Source organism: Geobacillus zalihae NBRC 101842, from assembly GCF_001544135.1.
In the GTDB taxonomy this organism is placed as follows: Bacteria; Bacillota; Bacilli; order Bacillales; family Anoxybacillaceae; genus Geobacillus; species Geobacillus zalihae.
The window spans coordinates 1-19,817 of the sequence record NZ_BCPV01000030.1 but is presented as its reverse complement, the minus strand read 5'-3'; the positions used below and the strand labels follow the sequence as shown (position 1 = coordinate 19,817).

General features: G+C 50.8%; 17 protein-coding genes, 4 pseudogenes and 1 riboswitch. Of the genes and pseudogenes, 18 read left to right on the top strand and 3 right to left on the bottom strand.

Annotated features, from left to right (window positions below; genetic code table 11):
* Positions 1-56 precede the first annotated feature (56 nt).
* Positions 57-314, bottom strand: a pseudogene (locus GZ1_RS09990) (sensor histidine kinase); the annotation flags it as partial.
* 86 nt (positions 315-400) lie between these two features.
* Here GZ1_RS09990 and GZ1_RS09985 point away from each other — a divergent pair.
* The 7 genes and pseudogenes from GZ1_RS09985 to GZ1_RS09960 all read left to right on the top strand — a co-directional run bounded on the left by GZ1_RS09985 (position 401) and on the right by GZ1_RS09960 (position 5,865).
* Complete coding sequence (locus GZ1_RS09985; RefSeq protein ID WP_021322039.1) at positions 401-1,066, top strand: response regulator; 666 nt, start codon at positions 401-403, stop codon at positions 1,064-1,066.
* Between the two features lie 9 nt (positions 1,067-1,075).
* Positions 1,076-1,774 (top strand): histidine kinase, encoded by a 699-nt coding sequence (locus GZ1_RS19815; RefSeq protein WP_306304590.1) that lies wholly within the window; start codon positions 1,076-1,078, stop codon positions 1,772-1,774.
* Positions 1,768-2,178: pseudogene (locus GZ1_RS09975) on the top strand (DrrA family ABC transporter ATP-binding protein); the annotation flags it as partial. The gene GZ1_RS19815 and the pseudogene GZ1_RS09975, both read left to right, overlap by 7 nt.
* Before the next feature lie 37 nt (positions 2,179-2,215).
* Positions 2,216-2,347: pseudogene (locus GZ1_RS18930) on the top strand (ABC transporter permease); the annotation flags it as partial.
* Positions 2,347-3,456: an ABC transporter permease gene (locus tag GZ1_RS09970; protein WP_060788402.1), complete on the top strand. Its 1,110-nt coding sequence runs from the start codon at positions 2,347-2,349 to the stop codon at positions 3,454-3,456. The pseudogene GZ1_RS18930 and the gene GZ1_RS09970, both read left to right, overlap by 1 nt.
* A gap of 210 nt (positions 3,457-3,666) precedes the next feature.
* A pseudogene (locus tag GZ1_RS09965) lies at positions 3,667-4,411 on the top strand (N-acetylmuramoyl-L-alanine amidase family protein).
* A gap of 125 nt (positions 4,412-4,536) precedes the next feature.
* Positions 4,537-5,865, top strand: a complete 1,329-nt coding sequence (locus GZ1_RS09960) for a S8 family serine peptidase (protein WP_047757494.1) — start codon at positions 4,537-4,539, stop codon at positions 5,863-5,865.
* A 17-nt stretch (positions 5,866-5,882) separates the two neighbouring features.
* Here the strand turns inward: GZ1_RS09960 and ltaS are convergent, their stop codons facing one another.
* The gene (gene ltaS, locus GZ1_RS09955) at positions 5,883-7,838 is read right to left on the bottom strand and encodes a lipoteichoic acid synthase (RefSeq protein WP_047757495.1); all 1,956 of its coding nucleotides are present in this window, start codon (positions 7,836-7,838) and stop codon (positions 5,883-5,885) included.
* Positions 7,839-8,288: 450 nt separating this feature from the next.
* Here ltaS and GZ1_RS09950 point away from each other — a divergent pair, with 450 nt between their 5' ends.
* From GZ1_RS09950 to GZ1_RS09920, 8 genes are all read left to right on the top strand, one after another.
* On the top strand, positions 8,289-9,626 hold the full coding sequence (locus GZ1_RS09950; RefSeq protein WP_013522785.1) for a TrkH family potassium uptake protein: 1,338 nt from the start codon (positions 8,289-8,291) through the stop codon (positions 9,624-9,626).
* Between the two features lie 150 nt (positions 9,627-9,776).
* A riboswitch (cyclic di-AMP (ydaO/yuaA leader) is annotated at positions 9,777-9,917 on the top strand.
* 104 nt (positions 9,918-10,021) lie between these two features.
* Complete coding sequence (locus GZ1_RS09945; RefSeq protein WP_060788401.1) at positions 10,022-11,857, top strand: APC family permease; 1,836 nt, start codon at positions 10,022-10,024, stop codon at positions 11,855-11,857.
* 106 nt (positions 11,858-11,963) lie between these two features.
* Positions 11,964-12,602: a sporulation membrane protein YtaF gene (gene ytaF, locus GZ1_RS09940; RefSeq protein ID WP_011229724.1), complete on the top strand. Its 639-nt coding sequence runs from the start codon at positions 11,964-11,966 to the stop codon at positions 12,600-12,602.
* 67 nt (positions 12,603-12,669) lie between these two features.
* On the top strand, positions 12,670-13,653 hold the full coding sequence (locus tag GZ1_RS09935) for a sporulation protein (protein ID WP_014194671.1): 984 nt from the start codon (positions 12,670-12,672) through the stop codon (positions 13,651-13,653).
* Positions 13,616-13,792: a hypothetical protein gene (locus tag GZ1_RS18925; protein ID WP_155824518.1), complete on the top strand. Its 177-nt coding sequence runs from the start codon at positions 13,616-13,618 to the stop codon at positions 13,790-13,792. Before GZ1_RS09935 ends, GZ1_RS18925 begins: the two co-directional genes overlap by 38 nt.
* Positions 13,785-14,282: a spore coat protein gene (locus GZ1_RS09930; protein WP_060788400.1), complete on the top strand. Its 498-nt coding sequence runs from the start codon at positions 13,785-13,787 to the stop codon at positions 14,280-14,282. The genes GZ1_RS18925 and GZ1_RS09930 overlap by 8 nt, the downstream gene beginning before the upstream one ends.
* A gap of 159 nt (positions 14,283-14,441) precedes the next feature.
* Complete coding sequence (locus tag GZ1_RS09925) at positions 14,442-15,380, top strand: ROK family protein (protein ID WP_060788399.1); 939 nt, start codon at positions 14,442-14,444, stop codon at positions 15,378-15,380.
* Positions 15,381-15,563: 183 nt separating this feature from the next.
* Complete coding sequence (locus tag GZ1_RS09920; RefSeq protein WP_015373784.1) at positions 15,564-16,385, top strand: undecaprenyl-diphosphate phosphatase; 822 nt, start codon at positions 15,564-15,566, stop codon at positions 16,383-16,385.
* Between the two features lie 277 nt (positions 16,386-16,662).
* Here GZ1_RS09920 and murG read toward each other — a convergent pair whose 3' ends face one another.
* On the bottom strand, positions 16,663-17,736 hold the full coding sequence (murG, locus tag GZ1_RS09915) for an undecaprenyldiphospho-muramoylpentapeptide beta-N-acetylglucosaminyltransferase (RefSeq protein WP_060788398.1): 1,074 nt from the start codon (positions 17,734-17,736) through the stop codon (positions 16,663-16,665).
* Positions 17,737-18,013: 277 nt separating this feature from the next.
* Here murG and GZ1_RS09910 point away from each other — a divergent pair, with 277 nt between their 5' ends.
* From GZ1_RS09910 to GZ1_RS09900, 3 genes are all read left to right on the top strand, one after another.
* The gene (locus GZ1_RS09910) at positions 18,014-18,742 is read left to right on the top strand and encodes a polysaccharide deacetylase family protein (RefSeq protein WP_033005337.1); all 729 of its coding nucleotides are present in this window, start codon (positions 18,014-18,016) and stop codon (positions 18,740-18,742) included.
* A 10-nt stretch (positions 18,743-18,752) separates the two neighbouring features.
* Complete coding sequence (locus GZ1_RS09905; protein ID WP_011229731.1) at positions 18,753-19,349, top strand: DedA family protein; 597 nt, start codon at positions 18,753-18,755, stop codon at positions 19,347-19,349.
* Positions 19,350-19,361: 12 nt separating this feature from the next.
* The coding region (locus tag GZ1_RS09900; RefSeq protein ID WP_444542588.1) for an MGDG synthase family glycosyltransferase at positions 19,362-19,817 on the top strand (456 nt) is incomplete at its 3' end.

Below are 19,817 nucleotides of genomic sequence, written 5' to 3'. Positions count from 1 at the left end.
CTCCTTCTAGTTATGGAATTCTGTTTTCCATTTTACCATAAACATCTTCTCTATCGTCAGCGGGGAAGCTTGACCCGAAAGGTGGTCCCTTGGCCAGGGGTGCTATGGACATCGATTGTTCCGCCGTGAGCCGATACGAATTCTTTGGCAATGGCAAGACCCAATCCGGTTCCCCCGCGATTTCGCGTTCTGGCTTCATCTGTGCGGTAAAATCGATCGAACAAAAAAGGCAAATGCTCCGGCGCGATGCCGATGCCTGTATCTGAAACCTCTTGCTTTGGCTCATTTCCCTTAATGGCAATGGAAGAAATCCCCCTTATTCATTACAATGAAAGTAAATCATGAAAATCATGCACGCGAGGTAGTGGACAGGCGTCATGATGAAAAGGGGTGGGTAAAGATGGAACATCACTCTTCGTCCCATGTTCCGCGCATAAAAGTGCTCATCGCCGATGACAATCCCTTTGTCCGCGAAGGGCTGCGGATCATCTTAAGCACGTATGACGAGTTTGATGTCGCCGCGACTGTAGGCGATGGGAAAGAGGCAGTGGACTATTGTCGACATCATGAAGTTGATGTCGCGTTATTGGATGTGCGCATGCCGAACATGAATGGAGTGGAAGCGACAAAGCTTCTATGCGAGCAGACGAAGACAAAGCCGCTCATCTTGACGACGTTTGATGATGATGAATACATTCTAGACGCCATTCAATACGGTGCAAAAGGATATTTTTTGAAAAATACCGATCCGGAACGAATCCGCGAAGCGATCAAAGCGGTTTATCACGGCCAAGTGGTGATGCAGGAGATTGTGATGGACAAAATTAAGTCCAACTTAAAAGAAGAAACAGAAGCAGCCCCGAAAATCGATAAAAGCCTGTTTACGGAACGAGAGTTGGACATTATGGCGCTCATTGCGAAGGGGCTTTCGAATAAAGAGATTGCCAAACAGCTATTTCTCTCCGAGGGAACGGTGGCCAATTACATCACATCGATTTTGGACAAAACCGGACTGCAACATCGAACGCAAATTGCCGTTTATTATCTGACGGGAAAAGTCGGCTGAGGGGATGTTATGGAATCGCTGCTGATCATTTACAAGCTGATTGTATGGGGCTATGCGGCATTCGATTACATTTCATCGAAACAGAGAACGGGAGCGGGCTTTGTTCTAGTCTCTCTGATCTATTTTTGTCTTCAGCTGTTTGCCCTGATCGTTCGCCATATGAGTTGGAAAAGGGGAGCGGCGTTTGGTTCCGTTGCTCTTCTCGTTCTAGCCGCCGCCTTTGTGGAGCCGTTATGGGCGTTGTTGCTGCCTCTCAATGGGTATGAGCTGGCCTCCGTGTATATCCACCGAGTTTGGGGGATCGGGGCGGTGTTGTTGACGCCGATGATTTGGCTTGATCCATCGGCGGGGAAATTATACGGCTTTGTGGCATTGTTCAGTTTTGTCAGCGTGACGGCAGTCAAGCGGCACATCGAGCGGATGGAACAACAAGAAGATCGTTTGGATCAAATGCGCAACGATTTGCATCGGCTGACAAGAAGGATCAGCGAATATCATCAATACATCAAGCAGTCGGAATATACGTTGCAGTTGGAAGAACGGAACCGTCTGTCGCAGCGCATCCATGACCAAATCGGCCACTCGCTCGCTGGAGCGCTCATTCAGATGGAGGCGGCCAAACGGTTGATGGATGGGGACCGCGACAAGGCGAAACAACTGTTGGAAAACGCCATCCATATTTCCAAAGAAGGCATGGAACATCGGTGAAAAAGCTCAATGAGATGGGATGCACGATCATTTATACAAGCCACTATATGGAGGAAGTGGAGGAGATTTGCACACGGATCGCCATCATTGATCATGGAAAGATCATCGCAGAGGGGACAAAGGAGCAGCTGGAAGCGATTATCACCGATACAAAAGATATTTGGCTGGAAATCAGGGGAATGGATCGGCTCAACAAGCAGCATCTTCAAGACATTCCCGGGGTCAAGGCGGTGCAATGTGAAGAAAATATGATCAAAATCAGTTCGGATATCAGTGTCAATAATTTAAACGAAATTGTGCAATGCCTGATCAATGACGGTGTCGAAATCCGTTCGCTTGAAGACAAATCACCGAACTTGGAAACGGTCTTTCTGGCGCTGACGGGGAGAAATTTGCGGGATTAGCTGTTTGGAGTGCCATCATGCGAGGGAGGTGCTTCTTTTGAATATTTTTCGCATTGCAGCCAAGGAAATCAAAAGCGATTTTCGTGATGTCCGGACGCTATTTTTTATGCTGCTGTTTCCGATCGTACTGATGTTCATCTTAGGAACAGCCCTTTCCAACACGTTTCACTGGACGATTTCCGTCGGAAAATCAATTTTTTGTTATATTTTGGAACTCCGTTGGCGGCGATCCTTTTGTCTTTGTTTGCGGCCGGGGGCAACCCTGTCAAGGAAGTTCGCATTGGAATCGTCAATGAGGATCAAGGACGGATTACCGATGATACGATCCGTTTTCTGAAAAGCCTTGATCATCTCTCCGTGAAAAGCGTGAAGTTATCAGCGGTCGATGAGCAAATCACCTCGCAAAAGATGGATGGCGTGCTGATTTTCCCCCAAGGGTTTTCCGAAAGCGTTCAGCACGGCCAGCCCCGGCCGATCGAACTTGTCTCGCTCAAGGGAGCGGAAATCACGATGTTCATCAAGTCGTACTTGCATGAATACATCGATCATTTGGCGACATTGGGGCGATTGGCCAATGGGGATCGCGATCTCTTTTGGAAGATGTATGAACGGTATCAACAAGCGCCGTTCCGCCTGTCCGTTCACTCGCTGTCCGACACAGCCAAACAAAAAGGGGTCACGTATCAAACGATCGGTTATTTGGTCATGATTATGTTGATGTCAGCGGGAAATTTGACGGAGATCATCATCAAAGAAAAAGAAGAGCGCACCTATTCCCGCTTATTGACGACGCCGATTCAAGCGAGAACGTATGTGTTATCGAATATCGTGGTGAATTTGTTGATGATGACGGCACAAATCATCGTGACACTCGTGGCCATGAAGAACATCTTTCATATTGATCCTCATATTCCGATGTGGCAAATGGCCCTGGTGCTCCTGCTTTTCTCTTTATCCGCGATCGGCTTGTCTTTGATTACAGTGATGTTTGCGAACAGCTCTGCTTCCGCCGGGGCGCTGCAGCCATTGATTACCGTGCCGACATGTATGCTGGCCGGCTGTTTTTGGCCGGTCGAGCTGATGCCGGAATTTTTGCAAAAAGCGGCGTATTTTATACCGCAGCGGTGGGCGCTCGATTGTTTGGTAAAGCTGCAGGAGGGGCGCTCTTTCGGAAGTTTGTATTGGCATCTGTTGATTCTTCTCGCCTTTGCGCTGACCTTTTTCCTTCTGGCTGTTTACAAGTTCAGTCGAAGCCAACAGAGTGGACAGTTTGTATAATGCCTAGCGGTCTATGTTTTCTTGTATGGCTGTGTGGGGGGCTTTCATCATATCGAACAAGTCGATCAGCGGGAATGTCAGGTGCAGTCGTTTTTTTGACTGCGCCTTATTTGTTGGCCTTGGGGAAGTATCTATGGCATTTTGGAGTGCCACGCTTATGCTAACAGTGCCATATTCCGAAACGACGAAGGATGTGAAAGGAGAAGAAAAATGGTTAAAATTTTTCTCGATCCAGGTCACGGTGGGAACGATGCCGGCGCGGTCGGCAACGGGTTGTTGGAAAAAGACATTACGTTGTTTATCGCTCTCGAAATCAATCGTCTGCTGCAAAATGAGTATGAAGGAGTTTCCGTGCAGCTAAGCCGAACAAAAGATGAAACGGTGTCACTTGATGAGCGGACGGACCGGGCCAATCAATGGGGGGGCGGATGTATACGTCGCGATTCACGTGAATGCCGGTGGCGGCACGGGGTATGAAGATTATATTTATGATCGGCTCGATGACGATTTGGCAACAGCCCGCATCCGTGATGCCATTCACGAAGAAGTCGTCAAAGCTACAGGATTTCGCGACTGCGGGAAAAAGAAAGCGAATTTTCATGTGCTGCGGGAGACCGCGATGCCAGCCGTGCTCACGGAGAACGGGTTTATTGACCGGGAAGAGGATGCAGAAAAACTGAATGACACCCGTTTTTTGCGCATGGTCGCCCGCGGGCATGTGAACGGGTTGGAGCGGGCGCTTGGGCTGCGGAAGAAACCGAATGCTCCGAACGATCCTCCGCCAAGCAGGCCGGACGAAGGAGGGGGACAGGCGCCAAGTGGGAGTGATTTGACGCGCGTCATCGTGGATGGAACGCAAGTCGGGGCATTTGCGGAGAAGGAAAATGTGCTGCGCCAAGTGGAGCGTTATTTAGGAAAAGCAAAATACATTGTGTTGGAGCGGATTGGAATGTAAATAAGAAAGGCTTGCCTAGTTTTCGCTGGGCAAGCTTTTTGTCTGTTTGTCTTAGTGAGTTCGCCGCTTCTTTCGCGATCTTTCCCTCATATGAGTATAGCGAAACACGCAAGGAGGGGAAGAATGTGTTCACCTATTCGATCGTGCAGCTCGCTCGCCGCCATGCAGCGCGGCTTGACCGTCCGCTTCGTCATGCGCTTGTCAATATGTATAAGCCCATGATGCGCATGCCGTGCATTTTCCATCGTTGGGTGGAGCGATGGCTGAGGAAATGGCGGACGCTTTCCGTCTTGATTGAAGTCGAAAATGCTGAAGGGATGGAGGCAGTGGCCAAGGCGGAACGCGATCATTTCCGTATGAAAGTACGCCACCATTTTCGCCATGTTCCCTTCTACAGCGCACGGGTGACGCCGGCAGCGATTGAGCAGCTGCTCGAGCATCCGAAAGTGAAAAAAGTGTACCTCAATCGGCAGGTCAAGGCGCTGTTAAACAATGCAGTCCCATCGGCCAATGCCAAACATGTGGCTGTCAACGGAACGGAGTTAAGCGGAAAAGGAGTGACGATCGCCATTGTCGACACAGGCATTTACCCGCACCCGGATTTGGAGGGGAGGATTGCTGCCTTTGTCGATTTTGTCAATGGGCGCACAACCCCGTATGATGACAACGGCCACGGTACGCATTGCGCCGGCGATGCGGCCGGAAACGGGCGCATGTCGGACGGGCTGTATGCCGGACCGGCGTATGAGGCAAGCCTCATTGGTATCAAGGTGCTCGACCGTTCGGGAAGCGGGACGCTCGAGACGATCATACGCGGCATTGAGTGGTGCATTGATTACAATAAGAAAAACTCGGCCAAGCGAATCCATATTATTTCCTTATCGCTTGGAGGGGAGCCGCAGCCGTTTCCGATAGAAAATGATGATCCGCTCGTGCAAGTCGCGGAGCGGGCGTGGGAGCAGGGCATTGTCGTCTGTGCGGCGGCAGGGAATGAAGGGCCGAATTATGGGACGATTTCAAGCCCGGGCATTAGCGACCGCATCATTACCGTCGGTGCTCTTGACGATCATGATACGGCGGCAACGCGCGCCGACGATGAGGTGGCGTCGTTTTCGAGCCGAGGGCCGACCGAGTATGGGGTGACAAAACCGGATCTCGTCGTTCCCGGGGTCAACATTATATCGCTTCGCGCCCCGCGTTCATTTCTTGACAAGATGAATAAGCAAAGCCGGGTCGGTGACCATTATATATCGATGTCCGGTACATCGATGGCGACGCCGATTTGCGCCGGCATTGTCGCGTTGATGCTTCAGGCCAAACCAAATGCAACGCCGGATGAAATCAAGCAGGCGTTAAAAGACGGCGCCGATTTGTGGAAAGGGCGCGACCCGAACGTATATGGGGCGGGTTACGTGAATGCGAAGCGGGCCATTGAGCAACTGCTGCAGCGCTAGAAAAAAGAGGGAGGCGATCATTGATCGCTTCCCTCTTCACGGTTATTGTAATCATATTTTGACGGATCGACCGGCTTGAAGCCTTTCGGTGTATAGAACCGGAGCAAATCGCCGTAAACAACCTTATCCGACAGGTCGAGCTTCGTGCGGATGATTTGTTCGAGACGTTGAATCTCCGGCGTTTCTTCAAGCGGCTCGCCCGTTTTCGTATCATAGTACTTGCCGTTGACCGCTGTCACGGTTGGCGTTACGAAGTCACCGTTGCGGAACGGGATGATTTCTTGATGGTCCGGCGACAACAAGTCCGTTCCGAAGTGGACGTAATTTTTCGTGTCGATGCCAAGCAAATGCAGCAAAGTCGGCAACAAATCGATTTGGCCGCCAAACTCGTGAATGACGCCGCCTTTTATGCCCGGCACGTGGATGAACAGCGGCACCCGCTGCAATTGCGCATGTTCATACGGCGTAATTTCTTTTCCTAAAATTTGCGCCATGGCTTTGTTATGATTTTCCGAAATGCCGTAATGGTCGCCGTACAAAATGATGACCGAGCGGTCGTACAGACCGGATTTTTTCAAGTAATCAAAGAACTCTTTGACGGCCTCATCCAAGTAGCGGGCCGTTTGGAAGTAACGGTCGACCGAGTCGTCTCCCGTCGTTGCCGGCGGGATTGTGGCATCTTCCTCGCTGATCGGGTACGGGAAGTGGTTCGACAGTGTAATAAATTTCACATAGAACGGCTCTTTCAACGTTTCCAACAGCGGGATCGACTCCCGGAAGAACGGTTTGTCTTTCAACCCGTAGTTCAAGACGTCCTCGTCGTTCATATCATAGTAGCTGGCGTCAAAGAAATGATCGAACCCGAACGATTTGTAAATTTCATCGCGGTTCCAGAACGATTTGTAGTTGCCGTGGAAAACCGCGCTTGTGTAACCGTATTGGCGCAAAATGGCAGGAGCCGCATGGTACGTATTTTGCCCTTTCGTCGTGAAGACAGCCCCTTGCGGCAGGCCATAGAGCGAGTTTTCGAGCATAAACTCTGCGTCCGATGTTTTCCCTTGACCCGTTTGATGGAAGAAGTTATCGAAATAGAATGTGTTCGGATCGCGGGTGAGCGAGTTTAAGAACGGGGTGACTTCTTCACCGTTCAACTTATAGTTAATCACAAAGTTTTGCAGCGACTCTAAATGAATGTAAATGACGTTTTTCCCTTTCGCCACGCCGAAATATTTCGGGTTCGGTTTGGCATACGTCGCCTGCACATAGTTCAGCACGGTCGTGATGTCGCTTTTGTTTGCGAACGCCCGCTGCGTCGATGATTTCATGCTTTGGAACGCATCGTAAATCAAATAGTTGTACACGCCTAAATATTTGACGATATAGTTGCGGTCGAACGTTCTTGTCAAGAGCTGCGGGCGGTCGGTCTCAGCGAGCGCCAAGTTGATGCTGAACATAAGAATGGCCGAAGCGAAAATGGCGCCTTTTTTGAATCGGCCGGCCTGCACTTCCGGGAGCGAGAATCGCTTCGAGAAAACGATCACCGCCAAAATGATCGTATCCAAGAAATAGAACACGTCATACCAGCGGAGCAACTCCCAAATGCTTCTGCCGAGATCGCCGAAGTTTTTCGTTTGCGTCAACGTCGGGAATGTAATAAAATCGCTGAAAAAACGATAATAAACGATATTGGCGTATAGAATGAACGATAAGATGAAATTAATAATAATGATCCATTTGTACACACGCGTTTCCTTGGCCAACAGCGCCAACCCAAGGAAGAATACCGCCGAGCTGATCGGGTTGATGAACAATAAAAACTCCTGCATGGAGTTGCTGATGCCAAGGTTAAATTCCGCTAAATAGGCGGCGTACGTCTTCAACCAAAATAAGAGCACGGCAAAAATAAAAAAGCCAATGTATTGGTTAGGGAGAGAACGACATTTTTTCAACCATTTTTCCCAAATTGCCTTCACGTCCTCTTCTCCTCCTTTGCCTCGTATTCTTAACGATGCTTCTATGTTTATATCAACAGCCGTTGCCCACAGCAACAAACATTTTATTCTTACATGATTTTACATCGGAACGTCTCCATGTCAAGTAGCATAATACGTCTGTTGCCAAAAGTCAATGGAATGTTTTTATGGGACTGGTGCAAGCCCCCTTCCGCGCTTCAATGCCTGTGTGGTCCCAGTCGGACTGCCATTTGCCATTCATATAGACGAACGGAGACGGAAAAGGTTTCAATGCATCCACATTCTTGAAGTCGGTGGCCATGCCCTTTATCCATTTTATTATGCAGAAAGAATGTTATGATGAAAATGGTTTAGAGTACCCGAACAAGCTTGTTTTTGGTATATTTTTTCTATGCATCATCCACAACTATAAAGAGGCGATTATGTGAGCGAGGGGGAAGGGATGGGGCTTTGAATGCGAACCGTAAATTTTTCGATCCGCCGAAAGTATTAGTGTCCGGCTTTGCCTTGATTATTTTGGTTGGAGCTTTCTTGTTGATGCTGCCGACGGCGACCGTTGACGGAAAAGGACTTCCGTTTTTAGACGCCTTGTTTACGGCGACGTCTGCTACGTGCGTGACCGGACTTGTTGTGGTTGATACGGGGACGACGTTCACGTTGTTCGGCCAGCTGGTCATTTTAGCGCTGATCCAAGTGGGCGGGCTTGGATTTATGACATTTGCTACGTTGTTTGCCTTTTTGCTCGGCAAGCGGATTTCCTTGAAAGAGCGGTTGTTGCTGCAAGAGGCGCTCAATCAGCTGAGCATCGAAGGGATTGTTCGGCTCGTGAAACGCATTCTCGTTTTTACCGTCGTCATTGAGGGCATCGGCGGATTGCTGTTGGCGATTCGTTTCTCGTTCGATATGCCGTTTTGGAAAGCCGTGTACTTTGGGTTCTTTCATGCGATTTCCAACTTTAACAACGCCGGCTTTGACTTGATGGGCGAGTTTCGCAGTTTGACCGGCTATGTGGAAGATCCGGTCGTGAGCCTTGTCGTGCCGATTTTAATTATACTGGGCGGCATCGGATTTATTGTCATGAATGAAGTGTATGAGTACCGGCAAACACGGCGGCTGTCTCTTCATACGAAGGTGGTGGTCATCACGACCGCATGGCTGGTGTTTGCCAGCATGGCGCTGATATTGCTGCTGGAGTGGAACAATCCGAAGACGATGGGGCCGCTGTCGCTCTCAGGCAAGTTTTTGTCCGCGTTTTACCAAGCGGTCACTCCGAGAACGGCGGGCTCGAATACGCTTAACATCCCGGATTTGACGCAACCGACGCTGTTTTTGATCGTTTTTCTCATGTTTGTCGGCGCTTCCCCGGGTTCGACGGGCGGAGGAATCAAAACAACGACATTTACGACCTTGCTCGGCGCGGTTTGGTCGCAAATCCGCGGGAAGGAAGACGTCATTTTGTTCCGAAAACGAATCGTCTACGATACGGTATACAAGTCGCTGACCGTGACGATGAGCGGATTGTTTGTCGTCATGCTTGTGACGATGGTGTTGACGATTACCGAAAAGGGAAAAGACTTTTTCATGATTTTATTCGAAGCGACATCGGCGTTTGGGACTGTTGGACTATCGATGGGATTAACCCCTGAATTGTCTCCGCTTGGAAAAGCGATCATTATTTTCACGATGTTTGCCGGCCGCGTAGGCCCGTTGACGATCGCTTATGCGGTCACGCTGCGCCGTCAGCCCGATCCGTTCCGCTATCCGAAAGGGAAAATGATGATTGGATGAGTGAAAAACAGAAAAATGTCGGGAGCGTGAGCGAAGGGAAAATAATAAAGAAAAAATAAGCCCAAAAGCCCAGAAACTCGCTGTTTTCCTCCTTTTTCAAGGTTGGCGGAGGGACAAGCAAAGGGGTAAGATATGGAAGCAAGAATAACTTGATACGATGCGCTGAATCCGGCATGGAGCGGGGGACCCGATTTGGCAGCGTCTGCTGTCTTGGGGTGAATCCGATCAGGAAGGGCATCTCTCCAAGCCCGAACCCGACAGCTAACCTCGCAAGCGCTTTGGGGAGGGACGAGTATGGCCTTAGAACATTTGTAGCCGTTGAGTGCGTCCTCAGCGGTTTTTTCTTTTGAATCGATGAGTCAACTCTATATGCTGCTTTAGGGAGGAATGGAAGCATGGCTTCCTTAAAACGTTTGTTGATTGGGAAACCGATGGAAACGAAACAGTTGAAACATGAAAAATTGCCTAAGTGGAAGGCATTGGCCGTTTTTTCTTCCGATGCCCTGTCATCGGTGGCTTACGCGACGGAAGAAATTTTGCTTGTGCTTGCTTTATTAGGGACAAGCGTCTTTTTCTATTCGCTGCCGATCGCGGTGGCGATTTTAGTATTGCTCTTGTTAGTGACGTTGTCGTATCGGCAAATTATTTACGCGTTTCCGTCTGGAGGCGGGGCGTATGTTGTCGCCCGCGACCATTTGGGGACGAAAATCAGTTTGGTGGCTGGGGCGGCGCTTATGATCGATTATATCTTGACCGTCGCTGTCAGCATCAGCTCCGGCGTCGCCGCGTTGACATCGGCGTTTCCGGGGTTGCTGCCGTGGAAAGTGGAGCTCGCTGTCGCCCTTGTCTTGTTTTTGATGGTGCTCAATTTGCGTGGCATTACCGAATCCGCAACAGTTTTCGCCTACCCGACGTATGTGTTCATTGGCTTCGTTCTCGTGATGATCGCTGTCGGCGGGTGGCAGTTGTGGCATGAAGGATGGCATGGGTTTACGATGCATGAGCATGCTTCCTCAGCTCACATGTTTGCGTCCGGTTACAGTTTGTTTATTTTGCTGCGCGCCTTTTCGTCGGGATGTTCGGCGATGACCGGGGTCGAAGCCATCAGCAACGGCGTGCCGGCGTTCCGGCCGGACAGTTCAAAAAACGCTGCCATTACGATGGGATGGATGTCCGCATTGCTTGGCGTGATGTTTTTAGGCATCACCGTGTTGGCGGCGGGATTCGGCGTTACTCCGACCGAGCATCAAACGGTCATTTCGCAAATCGGGCGTCATGTATTTGGGAATGGTCTTGTGTTTTACTTGTTTCAGCTGGCCACGATGGTCATTTTAGTGCTCGCGGCGAATACGAGTTTTGCCGGATTTCCGCAGCTGACGTCGATTATGGCGAAGGACGGTTTTTTGCCGAGAAGCTTGGCGGCCCGGGGCGATCGCCTCGTGTTTTCCAATGGCATCATGTTGTTGAGCGTGCTGGCGATCGTATTGATCATCGCGTTTCATGCCAAAACTCATTCGCTCATCCCGCTTTATGCGGTTGGCGTCTTTCTTTCCTTTACCATCGGTCAGAGCGGGTTGATTAAAAAATTATGGAAACGGGAAGAAGGACGGAAGTTCGGCGTGCTGCTCACCGTCGGAACGGGAGCGGTGGTCACCGGGATCGTCACGCTCGTCACGATGGTCGCTAAATTTACGCAAGGAGCGTGGATCGTTATCGTGGCGATTCCGTTGTTTGTCTGGATGTTCATCCGAATTCACGAGCATTACAAAAAACTTGGCGAGCAATTGCGGCTTGACGAACGGGAGTGGCAACAGCGCGAGAAACTGTTGAAACCAAAAGTCATTATTCCCATTTCCGGCGTCAGCAAAGTGGTCGCCCAATCCGTTCAGTACGCTCGCAGCATTTCCGACGACATTACGGCACTGTCGATTACTTTCGACGAAAAAGACGAACAAAAGCTGCGGCAAAAGTGGGAGAAGTTTTATCCGGACATTCCGTTGAAAGTCATCTATTCACCGTACCGAACCATTTTGTCGCCATTGTTAGAATACATCACGAAAGCGGAAAAAGAAGCAGACCGCGCGCCGGTGACGGTGCTCTTGCCGCAATTTATCGTGAAAAAATGGTGGCATACATTTTTGCATAACCAAACAGCCATCATCTTGCGCTTTTTCTTGATCATGAAAAAAGATGTTGTCATTGCGACGCTGCCGTATCATTTGCGGGAATAATGTCGAGAAAAGGGGAAACATTTCCCCGGAAATCGATGCGTGTCGAATGGCAAGAAAGTCCCCTCTCCGTACGGAATTGCATATTGTACGGCAGGGGGGGATTCATATGTGGTTATGGGTGTCCATGATTTTGCTCGCTTTCAGCGTGAGCATGGACAGCTTGAGCGTAGGCATTACGTATGGAATGGGTGGTGTCCGTTTTTCCTGCTTTTCGTTGGCGCTTATTGCATGCATGTCTGGAATGATGGTGTTTGTGTCCATGAACATCGGCCGTCTGTTGGCGCTTGTTTTGCCGTTGCAAGTCGAGAGAGGGCTTGCTTCAGTCATTCTCATGGCGCTTGGCGGTTGGGCGATTTATAACGTCTATAAGCCAAAGGGAGACGGAAGCGATTCCTCTATGGAATGTGATGGAACAGGGGAGGCTAACCGATTCAGTGGCGCTGTTCAAGTATTGAAACGGCCTGAACTTGGGGATCTTGATCGTTCAGGCACGATCAGCCAAAAAGAAGCGTTGTTGATCGGGATCGCTTTGTCGATGGATTCATTTGGCGCCGGGATCAGTTCGTCGCTTTTGCATTTCCCGCCGCTTTCGTTTTCCCTGTTGGTTGGCGTATTTACTCTCATGTTCATCCGAGTCGGCTTATCGTTGGGGTACATGGTGTCGAAAACGGGAATCATGAAAAAGGCGACAATGCTGCCTGGGGTTGTGTTGATTGTCCTAGGGTTGATCAAATTATTTCGGTGACACCATTTTGGCGGCTCGTTCGTAATTCAAATGTGAAAATAGGTTGATGAAAAAGGAGAGAGGTCCGATGTGGAAAAAGTTTTTATCGAAATTCGGCATTGGCGCTGCCAAAGTGGATCTCGTGCTGCATCGCCCTCATGTGCGCCTTGGTGAAACGTTGGAAGGGGAATTTTTGCTGGAAGGTGGTTCGGTCGCCCAACACATTCGGAACCTAGATGTCGTATTGCAATTGGAGGTGCACGCGGAAGGAAAGGCATATCGCCGAACCGCAGCGGTGATCCCGGTCGCTTCCTCGTTTACGATTCAGCCCGGTGAGCGGAAAGTGCTCCCGTTTTCGTACGCACTGCCGCTCCATTTGCCGATCAGCCGCCCAACGGTCCGTTATACGTTCGTCACCCGGCTCGATATTGCCGATGGGGCGGATGCATATGACCAAGACGCCATTCACATTTTGCCGCCGACGGCCTTGGAGCAAGTGTTTTCCGCTTTGGCCGCCCTGGGATTCCGGGAGAAAGCGACATCCGGAAGCATTACGCCGCATGGCCAGGAATTTTCGTTCTTCCCGACGAGCGAATTTCAAGGGATCGTCCAAGAAGTCGAGTTTTTTGCCCTTGTCGAGGGAGAAGGGGTGCGTTTGTATATGGAGATCGACGTCCGCCACGGCTTTGGCGGGGAACGCGAAATGAAACGGGAGCTGTTGATCACTCACGAACAGCTTCGCGATTCGGCGACGGCAGCCCGTCTGCTTCGGGAAGCCATCGAAGAGGCGGTGTGGGCGGCCGGGGCGTTCGGCCAGCTGAGCGGGCATCCGTTGGCAACGCCGCATTCGCCTATTTATAGCCATCCAGTTGGCCATTATCCACCCGTCCATCATTCGCATCATGGCGGACATGGGTGGGCTGGCGCCATTGGAGGATTTGCGGCCGGGATGTTGGCGGGAATGGTGGCGGAAGAGTTGCTTGACGATGTGATCGATGATGTCGCTGACGGGTTGGACGTGGATGATTGGTTTGATGGCGGCGATGGATTTGATGGCGGGGATTGGCTGTAATGATGATATGGAAGGTGCTTCGCATTTCGCGAAGCGCTTTTTTGCTGATGCGGATGTCTTGTACAACGGTGACCGTTTCTCCTTAGTGGGCATATACAATAAATGGAAAAATAAAACAAGGAGGAAACAAAATGAATGATACGTACGGTCATCGCCATTTGGCTTGGCATGAAACGTTGGAGTTGCATGAACTGATCGCTTTTCAAGCAAACGGTCTCATAAAAATGAAAAAGGCGGTCGGCAAAATCGACTGTCCTGAATTAAAAAGATTGTACCTTGAGACGATTCAAGGGCTGGAAACGAATTTGCGCGAGTTGCTTGCCTTCATCCCGGCCGCACCGATGATGGAAGAAAGCCGTGACCATGATGATGGCGACCGCGCCTTGCACGCTGGCGACTTGCTTGGCTTTTCAAAAGCGGCAGTGCGTAATTATGCTGCTGCCATTACCGAGGCGGCGACGCCGGTGCTGCGCAAAACGTTTGTCAAACATCTGCTTAAAGCCATTGACACGCACGAAAAAGCGTTCAACTATATGTATGAACGAAGTGATTATCCAGCGTACGATCTCGTCCAGCTCCTTCACAACGACGTCCGCAACGCGCAAAAGGCGTTGTCGATTAGGATATGAACGATAACAGAAACGAGCCGCTCCCCCAAGTGGAGCGGCCTCTTTCATTGCGGCAGGGAGGAGCGGATGGACCGACGGCGAATACATAAAAGCGGAGAAACAGCTAAGCCGAATGGAGCTAGAAGAGAGGAAAGATAAAAAACGAAGGAGGCGTCATCGGTGCGTTACTATATCGTTTTTGATATTGGCGGCACATATGTCAAACATGCCGTCATGAACGAGCATGGCGACTTTTTCGAAAAGGGGCGTTACCGTTCGGAGCGGCATGACTTTCATCAATTTCGCGATGACTTGCTTAACGTCGTCCGCCAGGCGCAGGCCAACTATCCACTTTCCGGCATTGCGATCAGTTCCGCAGGAAGCGTGGATAGCGACATCGGCGTCATCGGCGGAAGCAGCGCCTTGCCTTGTATTCACGGCCCAAACTTTAAAGAAGTATTCGGCGGGGCGACGGGCCTGCCGGTGGAGATGGAAAATGACGCGAATTGCGCGGCGCTTGGCGAGTTATGGAAGGGGGCGGGCCGGGGCTGCCGCGACATCGCCTTTGTCATTGTCGGCACCGGCATTGGCGGGGCGATCGTGAAAGACGGACGCATCCATAAAGGGGCGCATTTGCACGGCGGGGAATTTGGCTATATGTTGATGGATGTCCGCTATGAGAACGGAAGGATCGAATGCAAAACATGGAGCGAACTGGCGGCGACAAGCGCGTTGATCCGGATGGCGGCTGAGGAAAAGGGGATGCCGGAGAGGGAGCTGGACGGAGAAAAAGTATTTGCGTTGGCCGAGAGCGGCGATGAAGCCGCGCAAAAGGCCATTGACCGGTTTTATTTTTCATTGGCCCAAGGGATTTTTAACTTGCAGTACGCATATGACCCGGAAAAAATCATTTTGGGCGGGGCCATTAGCAGCCGCCCCGATTTCGTCGACGAAATCAACAAGCGGCTTTCGGTGTTATTGTCGCTCGTTCCCATTGCCAAAGTCCAGCCAGTGGTGGAGACGTGCCAATTCAAAAACGATGCGAACTTGCTCGGCGCTTTGTATCATTACTTAGAGCGGCGCGGGGAGTTAGGGGAAGCGTCCGGCCCGTCCCATTAGGCAGCAACAGGAAGTCGACTGTTCTGTCTTGAAAACAAGGTCGCTGACTAGAAAAAGCGCGGGTAGTACAAGACAAAGATTTGTAGTACAATAGAGCAGGCGCGGCCAAAAGCGGAGTGTTATTCCACCCGCTTGGCCCATATGTATAGAAAGGACGACCCCGCGCAGAAAGGATGGAAGGACATGCACTGGATGGAATTATGGAAGGCGATCATTTTAGGAATGGTCGAAGGGCTGACCGAGTTTGCCCCGGTTTCCTCGACCGGCCATATGATTATGGTCGACGATCTTTGGCTGAAATCCACAGAGTTTTTAGGCAAGTACGCGGCGAATACGTTTAAAGTCGTCATCCAGCTCGGCTCGATTCTAGCCGCTGTGGTCGTGTTTAAAGACCGATTTCTCGACTTGCTTGGCGTTCGCGGCCGTCATCCGGGCGGACATCCGCGCCTTAACCTCATTCACGTCATCATTGGTCTGCTGCCGGCTGGGGTGCTCGGCGTCTTGTTTGAAGATTACATCGATGAACATTTGTTTTCGACCAAAACGGTGCTGATCGGCCTTGTGCTCGGCGCGTTGCTCATGATTGCCGCCGACCAATTCGCCAAAAAAGCCGCGCGGACGCAGACGGTCGACCAAATTACGTACAAGCAGGCGTTTTTTGTTGGTTTGATGCAATGTTTATCCTTGTGGCCCGGCTTTTCCCGCTCCGGCTCGACGATTTCTGGCGGGGTGCTTGTCGGCATGAGCCATCGCGCCGCCGCCGATTTCACGTTCATTATGGCTGTTCCGATCATGGCTGGGGCGAGCGGGCTGTCGCTGTTGAAAAACTGGCAATACGTCACCACCGCCGATATTCCGTTTTTCATCGCCGGCTTTTTGAGCGCCTTTGTCTTCGCCTTGCTCGCGATTCGCTTTTTCCTTGAGCTCATCAACCGCATCCGCCTCGTGCCGTTTGCCGTGTATCGGATCGTGCTGGCCATTGTCATTTATTTCTTATACTTCTAGTCGTGCCGCCTGGCGGGGTGTTCCGCCGGGCGGGTTGCTTATCTTCACTTGGATGGTGTACATTCCGCCTAAGAGGATAAAAGATAACGGATGGATTGCAAGTAAAAATATGCTTAGATTGGGAAGGTTGTTGAGAAGAGTAGAAAAAATGGTTGTTGCTTATCTGTACTATGAGTTATAATACAGATAAGTAGTTCACGTTTATTAGTCATTTCCATGCAAAACAAGGCGATGCCGAAAAACGGCCGTGGTTGGCCGCATCGGGCATCGCCTGTTTTTACCGGCGGGCGGTGTCTTGAATGATTGCAAGCAACGTTTGCAGCGGATCGCTTGCGCCGGCTTTCTCCATGTTTTTTCGGTAGCGGTCTTTGTTTTCGTATAGGCGGTGAATGGCGGCTTGCAGCGATTCGTTCGTCAAGTCCTCTTCCATCAGCACTTCCGCATAGCCGGCTTTTTCAAACGAACGGGCGTTAAGGATTTGGTCGCCGCGGCTTGCCGCTTTCGAGAGCGGGATGAGCAGCATCGGCTTGCGCAAGGAGAGCAGTTCGAAAATGGCGTTCGCCCCGGCGCGGGAGACGACGATGTCGGCTAAGGCGAGTAAGTGGGGCAGCTCTTCGTTGACGTATTCGAACTGTTTGTATCCTTTTTGGCCTGCGAGGCTTCGGTCGATGTTCCCTTTGCCGCAAATGTGGATGATGTCAAATTCGGCAAGAAGCGTCGATAGGTTGGCGCGCAAGGCGTCGTTAATTTTTTTCGAGCCTAAGCTGCCGCCCATCGCCAGCAAGACCGGTTTTTTTCCGTCGAACTGGCACATCTTCCTCCCTTGTTCGGCTCTGCCATCCTTCAACTCTTCGCGGACGACGGCGCCCACGTAGACAGCTTTATCGGCATTGACATATTGCTTCGTTTCCGGGAAGGTGAGGCAGATTTTTGTCGCAAACGGCATGGCAATTTTATTCGCAAGCCCCGGGGTTAAGTCAGATTCATGGATCACCGACGGCACGCCGTTCAGCCAAGCGCCGAGAATGACGGGAACGGAGACGAATCCGCCTTTTGAGAAGACGACGTCCGGTTTTTCTTTTTGGATCAGGCGGTACGCCTGCCAAACGCCTTTCAGCACGTTGAATGGATCTTTAAAGTTTTTCCAGTCAAAATAGCGGCGCAGTTTTCCAGTCGAAACCGAATAGTACGGGACGCCGTCGATGCGGCCGATAATCTCCCGTTCAATCCCTTGATGAGATCCGATGTAAACGATATCCCATCCAAGCTCTTTCAATTTCGGGATGAGGGCGACGTTGACCATCACGTGGCCGGCTGTGCCGCCGCCGGTTAAAATGATTTTTTTTCGCAATGCGGATCACCTGTCTTTTTTTAATCGCTCGTGTATCGTTATGTATTATAGCAAATTCCACCGAGCTTCGGGAGGAAACCAAGCGATGGCGGTTTTCGTATAGGAAATAAGAAGACTGGACGGTCTGCATGAAATTTTCATGATTTTCTTTTCGATTTCTCATTTGTTTGTTATATGATAAAACACCTACATCGTGATGATCTCGAATACAGAAAGTTCATTTTTCTATTTTCAGAGAGAAGAAATATTGGTAAAGTACAATCAAGAGGTGAATGCCATGTGGGCTTGGTTGTTCGTTTGTTTCATTGTGGGAATTGCCATTTATGGGATTGTACCGACGATCATCATTCGCAAAAAGCGGGTGCGTTTGTTTCGGGAGGGAACGGCATCCGATTGTCTGGCGCTGACGTTTGATGATGGCCCCGACCCGTATTATACGCCAAAGTTGCTTGATTTATTAAAGAAATATGGCGTGAAGGCGACGTTTTTCGTTGTCGGCCGCAAAGTCGAGCGCTATCCGGATATTGTGCGGCGGATGGCCGAAGAAGGCCATGAAATTGGGATTCATAATTACCGCCACATCAGCAATTGGCTGTTGCCGCCGCTTTGGTTGGATTGGGGGGTGCGCCGCGCCGCTAAGGCGATTGAGCGGGCGACGGGCCAACGCCCGGTGTATTACCGCCCGCCGTGGGGGCATTTTAACGCTTGGACGCCGATCGTGCAAAAGCGGTATACAACGGTGCTATGGTCGCATATTCTTGGCGATTGGAACGAAAAAATTGGTACAATGGAATTGTTCCACCGCTTGCGTTCGTCCATCCGCGGCGGGGCGGTGATTGTGCTTCATGACAATGGGGATGCGCTGGGTGCTGACAAACGCGCGCCAGAGCAAATGTTGTCAGCGCTCGAGCTGCTGTTTAAGGATGAAGCAGCGAAAAAGATGCGTTGGGTGACGATTACGGAACTGCGAAATGTGCAAACTAATACACAAATCTCGGCGATGTAGCGGGGGAGCTATGGATACAAGCGTATGGTTGCCGTATGTCCAGTCATATGGATATGTGATGCTGTTTTTCTTTTTGTTTTGCGGCATTGTCGGCATTCCGGCGCCGGAGGAAAGCTTGCTCTTTTTGGTCGGCGTGATGGTGGCCAAGGAGCAGTTGCTGCTTGGACCGTCGCTCGCTTCATGCTGGGGCGGGGCGATGGCCGGCATGGTGACGGCATACGGCGCCGGCCGGTGGTGGGGGGCGCCGTTTGTGCAAAAGTACGGCAAGTGCGTCGGAATTACGGCTGAACGTTGGGAGCGGGCTCGCCGATGGTTTGGCCGCTATGGCAAATGGGGGATTTTGTTCGGCTGCTATGCTCCCGGGGTGCGGCAAATTTGCCCGTATATGGCGGGAGTGAGCCGGTTTCCGTTCGGGCCGTTTTTGTTGCTGTCGGCGCTTGGAACGGCAGGTTGGGCCGTTCCGTTGACCGCGGCGGGGCTTTGGCTCGGCCAGCGCATCCATATCCCCCTGATTTCTTTTCCGCTTGCCGGTTTGGCGTTGTTTTTGCTTTTTTTGCTTGCGGCATGGGTTGGGCAGCGGAGGCGCAAAAAATCTTTCGAAAGCTAAAGGGTGCGATCGATGATGAAAGTATTGTTTTTGCCGCTGTTTCAAATGAATACGGGACACCATAAAGTAGCCGATACGTTGATGGATTTTTTGCGCCGCCAGTTTCCGGCGGTCGAAAGCAAAAAGATCGATTTTTTGAGCTATTGCAATGAACTGATGGAAAAAATGGTGTCAGAGGCCTACTTGCGCTGGATTCGCTCGCATCCTGCTTCGTACCACCGTGTGTACAAAACGCTGATGTACCAAGAGCCGCCCCGGTTTGAGTTCATTTCGTTTGAGCCATGGCTGCCTTATTTTGAAAGCAAAATGAAAAAGATGGTGGAAGAAGAACAGCCGGATTTAATCGTCTGCACCCATTCGTTTCCGTCGCGCATTTTGCAGCGGCTGAAGCGAAAACGGGTGCTGACGGTTCCAGTTGTCAATGTCTACACCGACTTTTTTATGAACAGCATCTGGGGGAAACGGTTT

Bases quoted from the DNA above. Each gene is read 5' to 3' on its own strand.
- GZ1_RS09920 (WP_015373784.1), top strand. From the start codon at position 15,564: ATGCACTGGATGGAATTATGGAAGGCGATCATTTTAGGAATGGTCGAA.
- GZ1_RS19815 (WP_306304590.1), top strand. From the start codon at position 1,076: ATGGAATCGCTGCTGATCATTTACAAGCTGATTGTATGGGGCTATGCG.
- ytaF (WP_011229724.1), top strand. From the start codon at position 11,964: ATGTGGTTATGGGTGTCCATGATTTTGCTCGCTTTCAGCGTGAGCATG.
- GZ1_RS09910 (WP_033005337.1), top strand. From the start codon at position 18,014: ATGTGGGCTTGGTTGTTCGTTTGTTTCATTGTGGGAATTGCCATTTAT.
- GZ1_RS09935 (WP_014194671.1), top strand. From the start codon at position 12,670: ATGTGGAAAAAGTTTTTATCGAAATTCGGCATTGGCGCTGCCAAAGTG.
- GZ1_RS09930 (WP_060788400.1), top strand. From the start codon at position 13,785: ATGAATGATACGTACGGTCATCGCCATTTGGCTTGGCATGAAACGTTG.
- GZ1_RS18925 (WP_155824518.1), top strand. From the start codon at position 13,616: ATGGCGGCGATGGATTTGATGGCGGGGATTGGCTGTAATGATGATATG.
- GZ1_RS09905 (WP_011229731.1), top strand. From the start codon at position 18,753: ATGGATACAAGCGTATGGTTGCCGTATGTCCAGTCATATGGATATGTG.
- GZ1_RS09945 (WP_060788401.1), top strand. From the start codon at position 10,022: ATGGCTTCCTTAAAACGTTTGTTGATTGGGAAACCGATGGAAACGAAA.
- GZ1_RS09985 (WP_021322039.1), top strand. From the start codon at position 401: ATGGAACATCACTCTTCGTCCCATGTTCCGCGCATAAAAGTGCTCATC.